Origin of the sequence: uncultured Microbacterium sp., from assembly GCF_913776565.1 — a bacterium.
GTDB lineage: Bacteria > Actinomycetota > Actinomycetes > Actinomycetales > Microbacteriaceae > Microbacterium.
Genome location: NZ_CAJYPF010000090.1, coordinates 1 through 13,348 on the forward strand (window position 1 = coordinate 1; position 13,348 = coordinate 13,348).

The window sequence follows — 13,348 nt, forward strand, 5'->3', positions numbered from 1 at the left end:
AAACGGCGCACCGTGTCGAGCGACCTGCAGCCGCCGGTTCCCCCGGCTCTGCGCCAGGCCACCGCCTACGCGTGGCGTCTGCTGGTGATCGCCGCGGCCCTGGCGGTCGTGGTGTTCCTCGTCATCCAGCTCAAGCTCCTCGTTATCCCGCTGCTGGTGGCGATCCTCGTGACCGCACTGGTGTGGCCGGGATTCTCGCTCCTCATCCGCCACCGGTGGCCGAAGTGGCTCGCGATCGTCGTGACGGTGCTCGGCACCATCGCGATCATCTCGGGCCTGGTCTGGCTGGCGGTCTGGCAGATCACCCGCGAGTTCGGCTCCGTGCGTCAGCGCACCGTCGACGCCGTCTCGCAGTTCCGCGACTATCTGATCAGCGGCCCCCTCCACCTGAGCGCGCAGCAGATCGACGACGGTCTGCGCCAGGCCGGCACCTTCCTGCAGCAGCAGGGAGAGGTGCTCTGGACCGGGGCGCTGGCGATCGGAACCACGATCGGGCACGTCGGCACCGGCGTCCTGCTGACGTTGTTCATCCTGCTGTGCCTGCTCGCCGACGGCGGGGGCATCTGGCGCTGGACGACCCGGCTGTTCCCCCGGGTGGCACGACCCGCCGTCGACGGCGCGGGACGCGCGGGCTGGCGGACGGTCAAGAGCTACGCCCGCACCCAGCTGCTCGTGGCCACGATCGACGCGATCGGCATCGGTCTGGGCGCATTCCTCCTGGGCGTTCCGCTGTCGATCCCCATCGGCGTGCTGGTGTTCCTCGGCGCGTTCATCCCCTTCGTCGGGGCCGTCGCGACGGGAGCCCTCGCGGTGTTCATCGCCCTCGTCTACAACGGCCCGCTCATCGCGCTGTTCATGCTGATCGTCGTGCTGGGCGTGCAGCAGATCGAGAGCCACGTGCTGCAGCCCATCTTGATGGGTTCGGCGGTCAAGGTGCACCCGCTCGCGGTCGTCCTCGTCGTCGCCGGAGGCGCCATGATCGGGGGCATCGCCGGGGCGCTCTTCGCCGTCCCCCTCGCCGCGTTCGTCAACGTCGTCGCGGTGTACCTCAGCTCGAAGGCGTGGCGTCACGAGGGCGAAGCCCTGGCATCCCGAGATCTCATCTGGCAGACCGTCCCGCGCGAGCGCGGAAGGAGATCATGAACGACACTCCCACTCTGGCCGAGTTCGAGGATGCCGCGCAGGCTCTGCGCGGCATCATCACGCGCACGCCCCTCGACGAGTCGCTGCACCTGACCGACCTGCTCGGTGTGCCCGTGAATCTCAAGCTCGAGAACCTGCAGCGCACCGGGTCGTTCAAGATCCGCGGGGCGACCTACCGCCTGTCGCGGCTGACCGAGGAAGAGCGCGCCCGCGGGGTGGTGGCAGCCTCGGCGGGGAACCACGCGCAGGGAGTCGCCCTGGCCGCACAGCAGCTCGGCATGGCGGCGACGATCTTCATGCCGCTCGGGGTGCCGGTTCCCAAATTGCTCGCGACGCGCGGGTACGGTGCCGAGGTGATCCTCGAGGGTGCGACCGTCGAGACGCCCTTGCGCCTCGCCGCGGAGTTCGCAGAGCGGACCGGAGCGGTGCTCATCCACCCGTTCGATCACCGCGACATCGTCGTGGGGCAGGGCACGCTGGGCCTCGAGCTCGTCGAGGACATGCCCGACCTCGAGACCGTCATCGTGGGTATCGGCGGGGGAGGGCTCGCCGCGGGCGTCGCCGCGGCCGTCAAGGCGCGCGCGGCCGCCGAGGGGCGCCGGGTGCGCGTGATCGGCGTGCAGGCGCACAATTCGGCCGCGTACCCGACGTCGCTGGCCGCCGGGTATCCGATGCAGGTCGAGACCACTCCGACCATCGCCGACGGCATCGCCGTCGCGCGACCCGGCGACCTTCCGTTCGAGCTCATCCGGCAGTACGTCGACGAGGTGGTCACGGTCACCGAGGACGACATCGCGCGCGCCCTGCTCGTGCTGCTGGAACGCGCGAAGCAGGTCGTCGAGCCCGCCGGCGCCGTGGGCGTCGCCGCGATCCTCGCCGGCAAGGTGAAGGCCAGTGGGCCCACGGTCACGATCCTCTCGGGCGGCAACATCGACCCGCTGCTGCTCCAGCGCGTCGTCGCCCACGGGTTGTCGGCATCCGGCCGCTACATGTCGCTGCGCATCCCCCTCCCCGATCGACCCGGTCAGCTCGCGCGCGTGTCGGAGCTGCTCGCGCAGGTGGGCGCGAATGTCATCGAGGTGCTGCACACGCGGCACGGACAGGGCCTGCAGATCAGCGAGGTGATCCTGCAGCTGAGCGTCGAGACCCGCGGTGCCGAGCACCGCGCCCTGGTGATCAAGACGCTCGAGGACGCGGGCTTCGTCGCGACGGTCGTCCCGGACTGACACGGCGCCGTCGGACGCCGGGCTGCCGCGGCGCGGGGCGTGCACAGCCCCCGTCATGCGCACGACCTCCATCGGTGTGCGCGGGCTCGGGCTGAGTGCGGCACATCCCGGAAGAGGCGCGAACTCGTCGTGAAACGCCGCGAGCCGCCCACCCCGTCGTGGGGGAGCGGCTCGCGGACGAGGGGCGTTTACTGGCCGGAGTACGTCTCGACCTTGACGATCTCGACCGAGATCTCCTTGCCGTTCGGGGCCGTGTACGAGCCCTTGTCGCCCTCTTTGAGGCCGATGATGGCGGCGCCCAGCGGCGAGGCCTCGCTGTAGACGTCGAGCTCGGAGTTCGCCGCGATCTCGCGGTTGCCGAGCAGGAACTTCTCTTCGCCGCCCGCGACGACGGCGGTGACGACGGTGCCCGATTCCACGACACCGTGGCTCTCGGGGGCCTCGCCCACCTTGGCATCCTTCAGCAGCTGCTGGAGGGTGCGGATGCGGGCCTCCTGCTTGCCCTGCTCGTCCTTCGCGGCGTGGTAGCCGCCGTTCTCCTTGAGGTCGCCCTCTTCGCGCGCGGCCTCGATGCGCTTGGCGATCTCTTCGCGACCGGTGGTCGAGAGGTGCTCCAGCTCGTTGGCGAGACGGTCGTAGGCGTCTTGCGTGAGGAACGTCACCTGAGCGTCGTTGGACACGGGTACTCCTTCGTCGAGGCGCAGACGGCGATGCGTTCTCGGGCCGTCGGCGGGGGATATGTCGAACGCCCCGGCATCGAGCCGGGGCGCGTCGTGGCCTGCGAGTCTACGGGACCCAACAGGCGTTGACAAAACCGGTCGTCGCCAGCGAGAGCGTCGGAATCCGCTCGGTGAAGGCTCGGGTGTGATCTTCGGATGCCGGGTACTGCACGACTCGCCAGCCCACCGTCCCGTGCTCCTCGTCGCGCGCCTCGAGAGCGCACGCGACGGGCTGGCCGACGGGCGCGGTGATCTGGAACGTCGCCGAGACGCTGCGGTCGTCGTCGACGGTGAAGCCCGTGTCGGTGGCCGTGACGGCGTTGAGGCTGCTCGACACCGTCGTCCACCCGAGGAACCCGATCGCCCCCAGGGCGAGCACGGCGACGATCGACCACCCCACGAGGCGGCGCCGCGGGGAGCGCGTGCGCCCGTAGCGATCGTCGAGCTGGGCGTGCGTCGTCATGGTGTCTCCGGGCTTTAGGCTGGACTTCCAGGCTACGCGCTTCCGCCCGGAAGAAGGACTCCATGCTCCCCGTGATCGTCGCGCTCGCGACCACCCCGTCACCGGTCGTCACCCCCGACGAGTCGATCGTCACCCCCGGCCCGCTCGGCTTCGCCGCGATCGCGTTCATCGGCGTGGCGGTGTTCCTGTTGGTGTTCGACATGCTGCGCCGCATCCGCCGGGGACGTTATCGCGAAGAGGTCAACGCCGAGCTGGATGCCGAGGAGCAGGCCATCGCCGCCCGGCGCGCCGCCGAGGACGTCGGCCGGACGGACGACGAGGACATCGACCCGGCCGCTCCCCGCCGCTGAGCCCGTCCCACCTCGCGAGTCGCCACGATCTGTCGCTTCGAGCGGCTCGGAAGCGACAATCGTCGGCGCGTCGCGCGGCGGGCGACTCGCGCGAGAAGCGCGGGGGATCAGCCCCCGTGGTACGCCGGGGCGAGCGAGATCAGCAGGCACGCCGTCCAGTGGCAGAGGAACGCCAGCACCGTGCACACGTGGAAGATCTCGTGGAAGCCGAAGTGCCCGGGCCACGGGTTGGGCTTCTTGATCGCGTAGACGATCGCGCCCGCGGTGTAGAGCAGGCCGCCCACGACGACGAGCACCATCATCGCGACGTTCGCCGCGAGCAGGTCGCCGAGGTACATCACCGCGGCCCACCCCAGCGCCAGGTACAGAGCGACGTAGAGCCAGCGCGGAGCGTTGATCCAGAAGACCCGGAACAGGATGCCGAGCACCGCGCCGCCCCACACGATCGACAGCAGGAGCACGGTCTGGGGCGTCGGCAGGGCGAGGACGGCGAGAGGCGTGTAGGTGCCCGCGATGAGCAGCAGGATGTTCGCGTGGTCGATGCGTTTGAGCACCGCGAGCGTCGTGGGCTTCCAGTGGAAGCGGTGATAGAGCGCCGAGTTGCCGAAGAGCAGCATGGAGGTCGCCATGAACACCGCTCCCGCCCACTTGGCGGGGGCCCCCTGGGCGAGGGCGATCAACACGATGCCGGCGGCGATGGCGACCGGGAACGTGCCGGCGTGGATCCACCCGCGCCACGTGGGCTTGAGCTCGGCCTGCGCACCCACCGCGCCCGCTTCGAGGAGGGGCAACTGGGGCATCTCGGGGCCGTCGGCGGGGATGGAGGTGGTCACGCCTCCGACCCTACGTCCGCGCCCATGCGCCCGGCAGTACATGCGCGGACGCTCACCCTTCCCCCAGCAAGGACCACCCGTTCCGACAGTGTTCTGCGAGGTGCGACGCGGTAGCGTAGGCGGGTGGCGCGGATGTGGAAGAACGAGGGGCGTGGCCCCCTCTATCGTCTCTACATCTCGCGTCTGCGGCGGCAGATCCCGGCGAATGTCCCGCATCACGTCGCCATGATGATCGACGGCAACCGCCGCTGGGCCCGCCAGCTCGGGTTCGACAGCGCCGCCCACGGTCATCGTGCGGGCGCGGCCAAGATGCACGAGTTCCTGCGCTGGTGCGACGAGCTGGGCATCGAGGTGGTGTCGCTGTACCTGTTGTCGCACGACAATCTGCGCAAGCGCGACAGTCAGGAGCTACGGGATCTGCTCGAGATCATCGCCGAGCTCGCGGGGGAGCTCTCGCGCGAGCCGAACTGGCGCGTCCAGCACGTGGGCCGTGCCGAGGGCCTTCCGCCCGAGCTCGCCGAGGTGATGCACGAGGCCACCGAGCGCACGCGCGGGCACGAAGGCCTGCACGTGAACCTCGCCGTCGGGTACGGCGGCCGCAGCGAGATCGTGGATGCCGTGCGCTCGATCATCGCGAAGCACGATCAGTCGGGTGGCTCTCTGGAGGAGCTCGCGGCCAGCCTCACGCCCGAGCAGATCGGCGAGCACCTGTACACGGGCGGCCAGGCCGACCCGGACCTCGTCATCCGTACATCCGGCGAGCAGCGCCTCAGCGACTTCCTGCTGTGGCAGTCGGCACACTCCGAGTTCTACTTCGTCGAGGCGCTCGGGCCCGATCTGCGCGAGGTGGACTTCCTCCGGGCCATCCGCGATTTCGCCACGCGCGACCGGCGCTTCGGTCAATAGCGCCGGGCGGCGGCATCCGGGACTAAACGATCTGCGCTCGCAGAACCGCGTCAAACCGGTGTTCACCAAGTCGTCACATTCGCGGCGTGTTAACGACCCATGTGGCTCCCGCGGCGTCGTACGGTGATCACATCGGACATGGAGTCCGGTCGAGTCGACCTTCGGATCGCGACTCGTGACCCACAGGTCGACTCGTGACAACCGGGTGCTGCACCCGGGTCGGGAGTGGGTTGTGACTGCACGAGCACCGTACGACCAGCGTCACGTCGTCGAGAGCACCGAGTCCGGAGCGGGCGCCGATCAGGCCCTGCGCACATACGTCCTGGACACCTCCGTCCTGCTGAGCGATCCGCGGGCCTTCTTCCGCTTCGCGGAGAACTCCGTGGTGATCCCCGTCGTGGTGATCATGGAGCTCGAGGGAAAACGACACGATCCCGAGATCGGCTATTTCGCCCGACAGGCCCTGCGCCACCTCGACGAGCTGCGCATCGAGCACGGACGCCTCGACTTCCCCGTGCCCGTCGGCGACGACGGCACGCTGCGCGTCGAGCTGAACAACACCGACCCCTCGGTCCTTCCCTCCGGGATGCGCACGGGCGGGAACGACAGTCGCATCCTCGCGGTGGCCATGAACATCGCCAAAGACGGCGCCGCGGTCACCGTGGTGTCGAAAGACCTTCCGATGCGGGTGAAGGCGGCATCCCTCGGGCTCGCGACCGAGGAGTACCTCGCCGAGCAGGCGATGGACTCCGGGTGGACCGGCATCGCCACGATCGACCTGTCGGGTGATGAGATCTCCGACCTGTACGAGACCGAGGTGGGGGTGAGCGCCGCGGTCGCGGGGCTGCCGGTCAACACGGGGCTCGTGATCCACTCGGAGCGGGGCTCGGCCCTGGGACGCGTCACCGGCAAGGGGGAGTTCCGCCTCGTGCGCGGGGATCGCGACGCCTTCGGCCTGCACGGTCGGTCCGCCGAGCAGCGCATCGCCCTCGACCTGCTGCTCGACCCCGAGGTCGGTATCGTCTCGCTCGGCGGTCGGGCCGGCACCGGCAAGTCGGCGCTCGCGCTGTGCGCCGCCCTCGAGGCCGTGCTCGAGCGTCAGCAGCAGAAGAAGATCATCGTGTTCCGGCCGCTGTTCGCCGTCGGAGGTCAGGAGCTCGGTTATCTGCCCGGCGATCAGGCGGAGAAGATGGGCCCGTGGGGTCAGGCGGTGTTCGACACGCTCGGCTCGGTCGTCTCGGGCAACGTCCTCGAGGAGGTGCTCGCCCGGGGCCTTCTCGAGGTGCTGCCGCTGACGCACATCCGCGGCCGTTCGCTGCATGACGCGTTCGTGATCGTCGATGAGGCGCAGTCCCTCGAGCGCAACGTCCTGCTGACGGTCCTCAGCCGCATCGGGCAGAACTCCCGCGTGGTGCTCACCCACGACGTGGGACAGCGCGACAACCTGCGGGTCGGACGCCACGACGGCGTCGCCTCGGTCATCGAGACGCTCAAGGGCCACGGTCTCTTCGGCCACGTCACCCTGACGCGCTCCGAGCGGTCCGCCATCGCCGCCCTGGTGACCGAGCTGCTGGAGGCGGGCGAGCTGTCCTGAGGACGGATCCGAAAGGGCCGGGATGCCGCGGCATCCCGGCCCTTTCATCGCCGCAGTGAGACGCGGTCTCATCGGGAGTGGGACCTGGATGAGAGCTTTCTCATCTTCTGCTCCCCGCGTTCTCACAAAGCGTTGCCAGAGTGGAGGAGTCGGCGAGGGAGACCTCGCCACCGCCTCGGCGGTTCCCCCCAAGGAAACACAACGAGAACGTCACGCGCAGGTCACCGCTCTTCGGGTGAGTCGGAAGACCACCGGACGCCTCTCCTGAAACCCCCGGTTCCCCCGCCGGGGGTTTTCGGGTTGTCGGGCAGCTTCACTCCCAGCGGTAGCCGGCTCCGCGCACGGTGACGATGTGCGCCGGCCCGAGCTTCGCGCGCAGGTAGCGCACGTAGACGTCGACCACGTTCGACGAGGGGTCGAAGTCCATTCCCCAGACCCGGCTCAACAGCTGCTCACGACTGAGCACCTGACCGGCGTGCCGGACGAACTCCTCGGCCAGGGCGAACTCCCTCGCGCTCAGGTCCACCTCGCGACTGCCCACCGTCGCCCGACGGGACAGGACGTCGAGGGTCACGTCGCCGTGGGCGATCGACATCGACGTCGTCGTCACCGGTTCCCGCAGGCGCGAGCGCACGCGGGCGAGGAGTTCGTCGAACTTGAACGGTTTGGCCACGTAGTCGTTCGCCCCGGCATCGAGGCCGTCGACGGTGTCGCGGGTGCTCGTGCGCGCCGTCAGCATGATGACCGGGAGCGTCGATCCCTGTCCCCGAAGACTCCGCAGCACCTCGAAACCGTCGAGGGAGGGCAGGCCGACATCGAGCAGCATCAGGTCGACGTCGCCCGACAGGGCACGCTCGAGGGCTTCGGCGCCGTCGTCGATGACCAGAGTCTGGTAGCCGGCGGACTCGAGGCCCTTCGCGACGAAGGACGAGATTCGGTCCTCGTCCTCGGCGATGAGGATGCGGGTCATCCGGTGGCCTCTCTCTGCAGGACGACGTCGCCGGCACGCACCGGCGTCGGGAGTTCTCCGGCCGTGGGCGCGCCCGTGATCGGAATGTGCAGCGTGACGGTCGCGCCGCCGCCGGGGGTCTCGCTCACGGAGCAGTGACCGTCGTGCGCTTTGGCGATGGCATCCACGATGGACAGGCCGAGGCCCGACCCCTCGACGCCGCGTCGGGTGGACAGGCGGTCGAAACGCCGGAAGACACGGTGCCGCGCCGCGGGAGGGATGCCGGGACCGTGGTCGCGCACCCACAGCTGGGCGGTGAGGTCGTCGGCGGTGCTGCCGATCTCGATGGGCGTGCCCGCGGGGGTGTACTTGGCCGCATTGTCGGCCAGCTGCAGCCAGGCCTGGACCAGACGGTCGGCGTCGCCGCGGATGCGTGCCCGCGCGCGCGTCTCGAGGCTCCACGCGTGCCCGGGGATCGCGCCGGCCAGCTCGACGACCCGGTCGGTGAGCGAACCGACGTCGATCACCGCGGACGACAGGGCACCCGTCTCGACATCGGCCAGGGCGTCGATGTCGTCGACCAGGCGCGAAAGGCGGTCCAGCTCGGCGATGCCGAGGTCGCGGGTCTCGGCCACGTCGTGCGGATCGGCCGGGTCCATCATCTCGAGGTGGCCGCGGACGATCGTGATGGGGGTCTTGAGTTCGTGCCGCACGTCGTCGAGCAGCTGCCGCTGCGCCTCGACCGACATCGCGAGGCGGTCCAGCATGGAGTTGACCGAGGTGGTGAGGTCGGAGATCTCGTCGTTGCCGTGGGCGCGCAGGCGCGTGCCGAGGTCGTCGATGGTGATGGCGTCGGTCGTGTCGCGCAAGCGCCGCAGCGGAGAGAACAGGCGACCGGTGACGAACCAGCCGGCCACGCCCACCAGCACCAGCACGCCGAGGGCCGTGGCGGCGTAGGTCACCGTCGACAGGCTCACCAGCTCCATCCGCTGGTTGATCGAGATCACCTGGACGACCGAACCCCCCGGGGCGGGGACGGCGGCGAACAGGACCGGACCGTGCACGCTGTCGAGACGTCCCGTCGATCGGCCCTCCGCGATGGCGGCGGCCAGGGCGCCGACCAGGCCGCCGTCGTCCGCGAGTGACAGCCCGGGCGGAGAGGGCGTCGCGGCCAGGACGCGCGCACCGTCGAGGGCGAGGGTGCCGTCCGTGCGTCCGGGGACGGCGGAGCGCACGAGCTCCGCGGCATCCTCGTCGCTGACGGACACGGTCGACACGAATCCGTCCAGCTGACGCTGGGCGTTGGCGACCACACGGTCGCTCTGCACGAGGAACGTGACGCCCCCGGCGAGGATCATGCCGAGAAGCACGACGCCGAGGATCGCGCCGAGCAGTCGCACGCGCGTCGAGACGGATCTCGTCGTGCGGCTCATGCTCCGATTATGGCGCGCCTCGGCGTCGTGTTCTGCCAGCGGGTGTCAGCCGGCGTGCGTCATCGACAGCAGGTCGAGCTTGGCGTCGAGCACCTCTTCGGTGATCTCGCCGCGCTCGACGTAGCCGAGGTCGATGACGGCCTCGCGCACGGTGATGCCCTTGGCGACGGAGTGCTTGGCGATCTTGGCCGCCGCCTCGTAGCCGATGACCTTGTTGAGCGGGGTGACGATGGACGGCGACATGCCGGCGAACGCCTCGGCGCGCGCGACGTTGGCCTCGAGGCCGTCGATCGTCTTGTCGGCGAGGACCCGCATCGCATTCGACAGCAGGCGGATCGACTCCAGCAGCGCCGTGCCCATGACGGGGATCGCGACGTTCAGCTCGAACGAGCCCGAGGCGCCGGCCCACGCGACGGTGGCGTCGTTGCCGATGACCCGCGCGCACACCATCAGGGTGGCCTCGGGGACGACCGGGTTGACCTTGCCCGGCATGATCGAGGAACCGGGCTGCAGGTCGGGGATGTGCAGCTCGCCCAGACCCGTGTTGGGGCCCGAGCCCATCCAGCGGATGTCGTTGTTGATCTTGGTCAGCGACACCGCGATGGTGCGCAGGGCTCCGGATGCCTCGACCAGACCATCACGGTTGGCCTGCGCCTCGAAGTGGTCCTTCGCCTCGGTGATGGGCAGCCCGGTCTCGGCGGCGAGCAGCTCGATGACCTTCTGCGGGAAGCCGAGGGGGGTGTTGATCCCTGTTCCGACCGCGGTGCCGCCGAGGGGGACCTCGCCGACGCGGGGGAGGACCGCCTGGACGCGCTCGATGCCGAGGCGCATCTGGCGGGCGTAGCCGCCGAATTCCTGGCCGAGCGTGACCGGGGTGGCATCCATCAGGTGGGTGCGGCCCGACTTCACGATGCCCTTCCAGGCATCGGCCTTGGTCTCGAGAGCGGTCGAAAGGTGCTCAAGCGCCGGGACGAGGTCGGTGAGGAGGGCCTGGGTGACGGCGATGTGCACCGAGGTCGGGAAGACGTCGTTCGACGACTGCGAGGCGTTGACGTGGTCGTTGGGGTGGACCGTCGAGCCCAGGATGCCGGTGGCCAGGGTCGCCAGCACCTCGTTCATGTTCATGTTCGACGACGTGCCGCTACCGGTCTGGTAGGTGTCGACGGGGAAGTGCGCATCGTGGGCGCCGGTGACGACCTCGTCGGCGGCCTGGGCGATGGCGTCCGCGATGGCGCCGTCGAGCGTGCCGAGCTCTTTGTTGGCCAGGGCGGCGGCCTTCTTGATGCGGGCCAGCGCGGCGATCTGCGTCGACTCCAGCCCCGTGCCCGAGATCGGGAAGTTCTCCACGGCACGCTGGGTCTGCGCGGCGTAGAGGGCGTCCTTGGGCACGCGCACCTCGCCCATGGTGTCGTGCTCGATGCGGTACTCGATGTCGGTCACGTCGTCGTTCCTCCAGGTTGTTTCGTTCAGTTGTGCGAGACGCGCGGATCGTCCACGTCGCCCACGATGACGACGGGGAAGGCTTCTCCCTCGTCGAGACGGTAATTGGCACCCACGACGGCGGTGCGGCCCTCGGCCACGGCCTCGCTGATCAGTTCGGACGCGCGCAGCAGTTCGCCGACCGTGTGACGCAGGTGCTCGCGGCCCACGAGCTCGGGGTCGACGTGGGCCGGGGAGTGCCCGTCGACGGCGTGTTCGCGCTGCACCCGACGCACCGCGGGGACGATCGGGGCGATCTGCCGCCAGATGTAGGCGGGCAGCGTCGGGGCGTCGGGCCCCGTGCTGTCGATCGCGGCGCCGACCGCACCGCACGCGTCGTGCGCGAGGACGACGATGAGGGGGACTTCGAGAACGCCGACGGCGTATTCGAGGCTGCCGAGGACGGAGTCGGACACGACCTGTCCGGCGTTGCGCACGACGAACAGGTCGCCCAGGCCCTCGTCGAAGATGATCTCGGCGGCCAAGCGCGAGTCGGAGCAGCCGAACAGGGCGGCGGTGGGGTGCTGCGAGCTGGCGAGCTCGGCGCGACGCTCGACGTCCTGACGGGGGTGGGCCGGTTCGCCCGCGACGAAGCGCTTGTTGCCCTCCACCATCTGCTGCCACACCTGACGGGGGGTCATGCGCTCGCTCATGGAACCTCTCTCAACTGCTCGATCTGCGACGTGACGGATGCCGCGGCCAGAGCCGCGGTGTCGGGGGAGGCGTCTCCGTACACGAGGACGTAGTCGGGGCCGGCGGGGGTGGCCAGGGCGTAGTCGATGTTGCCGGTGCCCGAGGGATTGGCGGGACGGTAGACGTTCCAGGTGATGCCGTCGATCTCGGTCGTCTCGGTGCTGCGGGTGCCGTCCAGGACCTGGCCGACCCACGCCTCGTCCGCGTCGAACCCCTGCGCGACGCGCAGGAACCCGGGTTCCCCGGAACGCACGTACACCATCGTCCACGCCTCGGTGCCGCCGACGCCCTCGGTTCCGGCCTGATTGACGCGCCATCCCTCGTCGAGGGTCGGGGCCAGGACGGGGCGACCGCGGTCGGCCTCGAGCTCGGCGGCGAGGGCTCGGACGTCGGGCTGGGGCTGGGGGACCGGCTCGCCGCGCGGTACGGCGGCGATCACGACGAGGACGACCCCCACCGTCGCCAGCAGCGCGGCGATCAGGTTGCGGAACGTCTTGCTCGAGCGGTAGCGCGCGGAGGCCTCGGCCTTGCGGTCGGCGGTCTCTTGCGGGGTCTCGGGGCGCCCGAGGTGGGCGACGACGCGGGCCATCAGTCGTCGTCTCCCTCGCCGCGTGCGGCGTCGAGGCGCCGCTTGGCGCCCAGGAGCCATTCTTCGCAGCGGGCGTACAGCTTCTCGCCGCGCTCCCAGAGGGCGAGCGACTCTTCGAGCGTCGGTGCGCCCTGTTCGAGCTCGGCGACGACGCGCACGAGCTCGTCGCGAGCCTGCTCGAACGAGAGGGAGGCGACGTCGGCGGCAGGGCCGGGGGTCGTCGCGGTCATGGCATCCATTCTAGGCGGCGTCGGTGGGGGCGCCGCCGTCCCTTGCCTCGTCGTCGAGCGGATCGGTCGGGGGAGGAGGGGTGGTTTCGTGCGGGACCGCGTCGGGCACCGCGCCGTCGGACCGGGCGGCGAGGGTGCCTCGCTCGAGCGTGAGGCGCAGCGACGTTCCCTCGGGGGCGTCGCTCGCGTCGCGCAGCACCGCACCGTCGGGCAGCTGGGCGATCGCGTAGCCGCGGGCGAGGGTCGCCAGCGGCGACAGGGCGCGCAGGCCCGCGCCGAGCTCGCTCGTGCGACGCCTCTCGCTCTCGACGCGGCGGTCGACGATGTCGCGCCCGCGGTTGGACAGCATCCACAGCTCTTGTGCGCGCGCCGTCAGCATCGAGTGCGGCGTGCGGAGGGCGGGGCGCGAGCGGATCTGCTCGAGCTGCGCGATGTCGTGCACCACGCGCTGGGTGAGCCGTCCGGTCAGCCGCGCCCGCAGCTGGCCCACGAGGGCGCGCTGCTCGCTCACGTCGGGCACCACGCGCTTGGCCGCATCGGTCGGGGTGGAGGCGCGCACGTCGGCCACCTCGTCGAGCAGGGGGCGGTCGTTCTCGTGCCCGATCGCGCTCACCACGGGAGTGGATGCCGCGGCCACCGCGCGCAGCAGACGCTCGTCGCTGAAGCCGAGGAGCGTCTGCGGGTCGCCGCCGCCGCGCGCGATGACGATGACGTCGACGTCGGGGTCGGCATCCAGGATCT

General features: G+C 70.2%; 15 protein-coding genes. 5 read left to right on the plus strand and 10 right to left on the minus strand.

What is annotated here, in order from left to right:
• Together QZ433_RS04950 and ilvA are read left to right on the plus strand one after the other, a co-directional pair.
• Positions 1 to 1,143, plus strand: a 1,143-nt coding sequence (locus QZ433_RS04950) for an AI-2E family transporter (RefSeq protein WP_295780358.1), incomplete at its 5' end; no start/stop codon positions are given.
• Positions 1,140 to 2,369, plus strand: coding sequence for a threonine ammonia-lyase (gene ilvA, locus QZ433_RS04955; RefSeq protein ID WP_295780360.1), 1,230 nt, complete (start codon positions 1,140 to 1,142; stop codon positions 2,367 to 2,369). The genes QZ433_RS04950 and ilvA, both read left to right, overlap by 4 nt.
• A 188-nt stretch (positions 2,370 to 2,557) precedes the next feature.
• Here the strand turns inward: ilvA and greA are convergent, their stop codons facing one another.
• A complete protein-coding gene (gene greA, locus QZ433_RS04960) occupies positions 2,558 to 3,049 on the minus strand; it encodes a transcription elongation factor GreA (RefSeq protein WP_108318577.1) in 492 nt (163 codons plus the stop codon).
• Between the two features lie 106 nt (positions 3,050 to 3,155).
• Positions 3,156 to 3,551, minus strand: coding sequence for a DUF4307 domain-containing protein (locus QZ433_RS04965; protein WP_295780364.1), 396 nt, complete (start codon positions 3,549 to 3,551; stop codon positions 3,156 to 3,158).
• Positions 3,552 to 3,613: 62 nt separating this feature from the next.
• Here QZ433_RS04965 and QZ433_RS04970 point away from each other — a divergent pair, with 62 nt between their 5' ends.
• Complete coding sequence (locus tag QZ433_RS04970) at positions 3,614 to 3,901, plus strand: hypothetical protein (RefSeq protein WP_295780366.1); 288 nt, start codon at positions 3,614 to 3,616, stop codon at positions 3,899 to 3,901.
• Positions 3,902 to 4,008: 107 nt separating this feature from the next.
• Here the strand turns inward: QZ433_RS04970 and QZ433_RS04975 are convergent, their stop codons facing one another.
• On the minus strand, positions 4,009 to 4,701 hold the full coding sequence (locus tag QZ433_RS04975; RefSeq protein ID WP_295780381.1) for a hemolysin III family protein: 693 nt from the start codon (positions 4,699 to 4,701) through the stop codon (positions 4,009 to 4,011).
• A gap of 165 nt (positions 4,702 to 4,866) precedes the next feature.
• On the opposite strand from QZ433_RS04975, the gene QZ433_RS04980 reads away from it, so the two are divergent.
• Positions 4,867 to 5,640, plus strand: a complete 774-nt coding sequence (locus QZ433_RS04980) for an isoprenyl transferase (RefSeq protein ID WP_295780383.1) — start codon at positions 4,867 to 4,869, stop codon at positions 5,638 to 5,640.
• Between the two features lie 232 nt (positions 5,641 to 5,872).
• Positions 5,873 to 7,234, plus strand: a complete 1,362-nt coding sequence (locus QZ433_RS04985) for a PhoH family protein (RefSeq protein WP_295780367.1) — start codon at positions 5,873 to 5,875, stop codon at positions 7,232 to 7,234.
• Between the two features lie 313 nt (positions 7,235 to 7,547).
• Here QZ433_RS04985 and QZ433_RS04990 read toward each other — a convergent pair whose 3' ends face one another.
• The 7 genes from QZ433_RS04990 to xseA all read right to left on the minus strand — a co-directional run.
• Positions 7,548 to 8,204, minus strand: coding sequence for a response regulator transcription factor (locus QZ433_RS04990; protein ID WP_295780369.1), 657 nt, complete (start codon positions 8,202 to 8,204; stop codon positions 7,548 to 7,550).
• Positions 8,201 to 9,616, minus strand: coding sequence for a HAMP domain-containing sensor histidine kinase (locus QZ433_RS04995; RefSeq protein ID WP_295780371.1), 1,416 nt, complete (start codon positions 9,614 to 9,616; stop codon positions 8,201 to 8,203). The genes QZ433_RS04990 and QZ433_RS04995 overlap by 4 nt, the downstream gene beginning before the upstream one ends.
• 45 nt (positions 9,617 to 9,661) lie before the next feature.
• Positions 9,662 to 11,056, minus strand: a complete 1,395-nt coding sequence (locus tag QZ433_RS05000) for a class II fumarate hydratase (protein WP_295780374.1) — start codon at positions 11,054 to 11,056, stop codon at positions 9,662 to 9,664.
• A gap of 26 nt (positions 11,057 to 11,082) precedes the next feature.
• Complete coding sequence (locus QZ433_RS05005; protein ID WP_295780376.1) at positions 11,083 to 11,748, minus strand: carbonic anhydrase; 666 nt, start codon at positions 11,746 to 11,748, stop codon at positions 11,083 to 11,085.
• Positions 11,745 to 12,377 carry a DUF4245 family protein gene (locus tag QZ433_RS05010; RefSeq protein WP_295780377.1) on the minus strand — a complete coding sequence of 211 codons (633 nt, stop codon included), beginning with the start codon at positions 12,375 to 12,377 and terminating at the stop codon, positions 11,745 to 11,747. Before QZ433_RS05010 ends, QZ433_RS05005 begins: the two co-directional genes overlap by 4 nt.
• Positions 12,377 to 12,607, minus strand: a complete 231-nt coding sequence (locus QZ433_RS05015; RefSeq protein WP_295780378.1) for an exodeoxyribonuclease VII small subunit — start codon at positions 12,605 to 12,607, stop codon at positions 12,377 to 12,379. The genes QZ433_RS05010 and QZ433_RS05015 overlap by 1 nt, the downstream gene beginning before the upstream one ends.
• Before the next feature lie 10 nt (positions 12,608 to 12,617).
• Positions 12,618 to 13,348 (minus strand): exodeoxyribonuclease VII large subunit (gene xseA, locus QZ433_RS05020; protein WP_295780379.1); only part of this gene is annotated, 731 nt, incomplete at its 5' end.

Bases quoted from the DNA above. Each gene is read 5' to 3' on its own strand.
- ilvA (WP_295780360.1), top strand. From the start codon at position 1,140: ATGAACGACACTCCCACTCTGGCCGAGTTCGAGGATGCCGCGCAGGCT.
- QZ433_RS04965 (WP_295780364.1), bottom strand. From the start codon at position 3,551: ATGACGACGCACGCCCAGCTCGACGATCGCTACGGGCGCACGCGCTCC.
- QZ433_RS04970 (WP_295780366.1), top strand. From the start codon at position 3,614: ATGCTCCCCGTGATCGTCGCGCTCGCGACCACCCCGTCACCGGTCGTC.
- QZ433_RS04975 (WP_295780381.1), bottom strand. From the start codon at position 4,701: ATGCCCCAGTTGCCCCTCCTCGAAGCGGGCGCGGTGGGTGCGCAGGCC.
- QZ433_RS04980 (WP_295780383.1), top strand. From the start codon at position 4,867: ATGTGGAAGAACGAGGGGCGTGGCCCCCTCTATCGTCTCTACATCTCG.
- QZ433_RS04990 (WP_295780369.1), bottom strand. From the start codon at position 8,204: ATGACCCGCATCCTCATCGCCGAGGACGAGGACCGAATCTCGTCCTTC.
- QZ433_RS04995 (WP_295780371.1), bottom strand. From the start codon at position 9,616: ATGAGCCGCACGACGAGATCCGTCTCGACGCGCGTGCGACTGCTCGGC.
- QZ433_RS05005 (WP_295780376.1), bottom strand. From the start codon at position 11,748: ATGAGCGAGCGCATGACCCCCCGTCAGGTGTGGCAGCAGATGGTGGAG.
- QZ433_RS05010 (WP_295780377.1), bottom strand. From the start codon at position 12,377: ATGGCCCGCGTCGTCGCCCACCTCGGGCGCCCCGAGACCCCGCAAGAG.
- QZ433_RS05015 (WP_295780378.1), bottom strand. From the start codon at position 12,607: ATGACCGCGACGACCCCCGGCCCTGCCGCCGACGTCGCCTCCCTCTCG.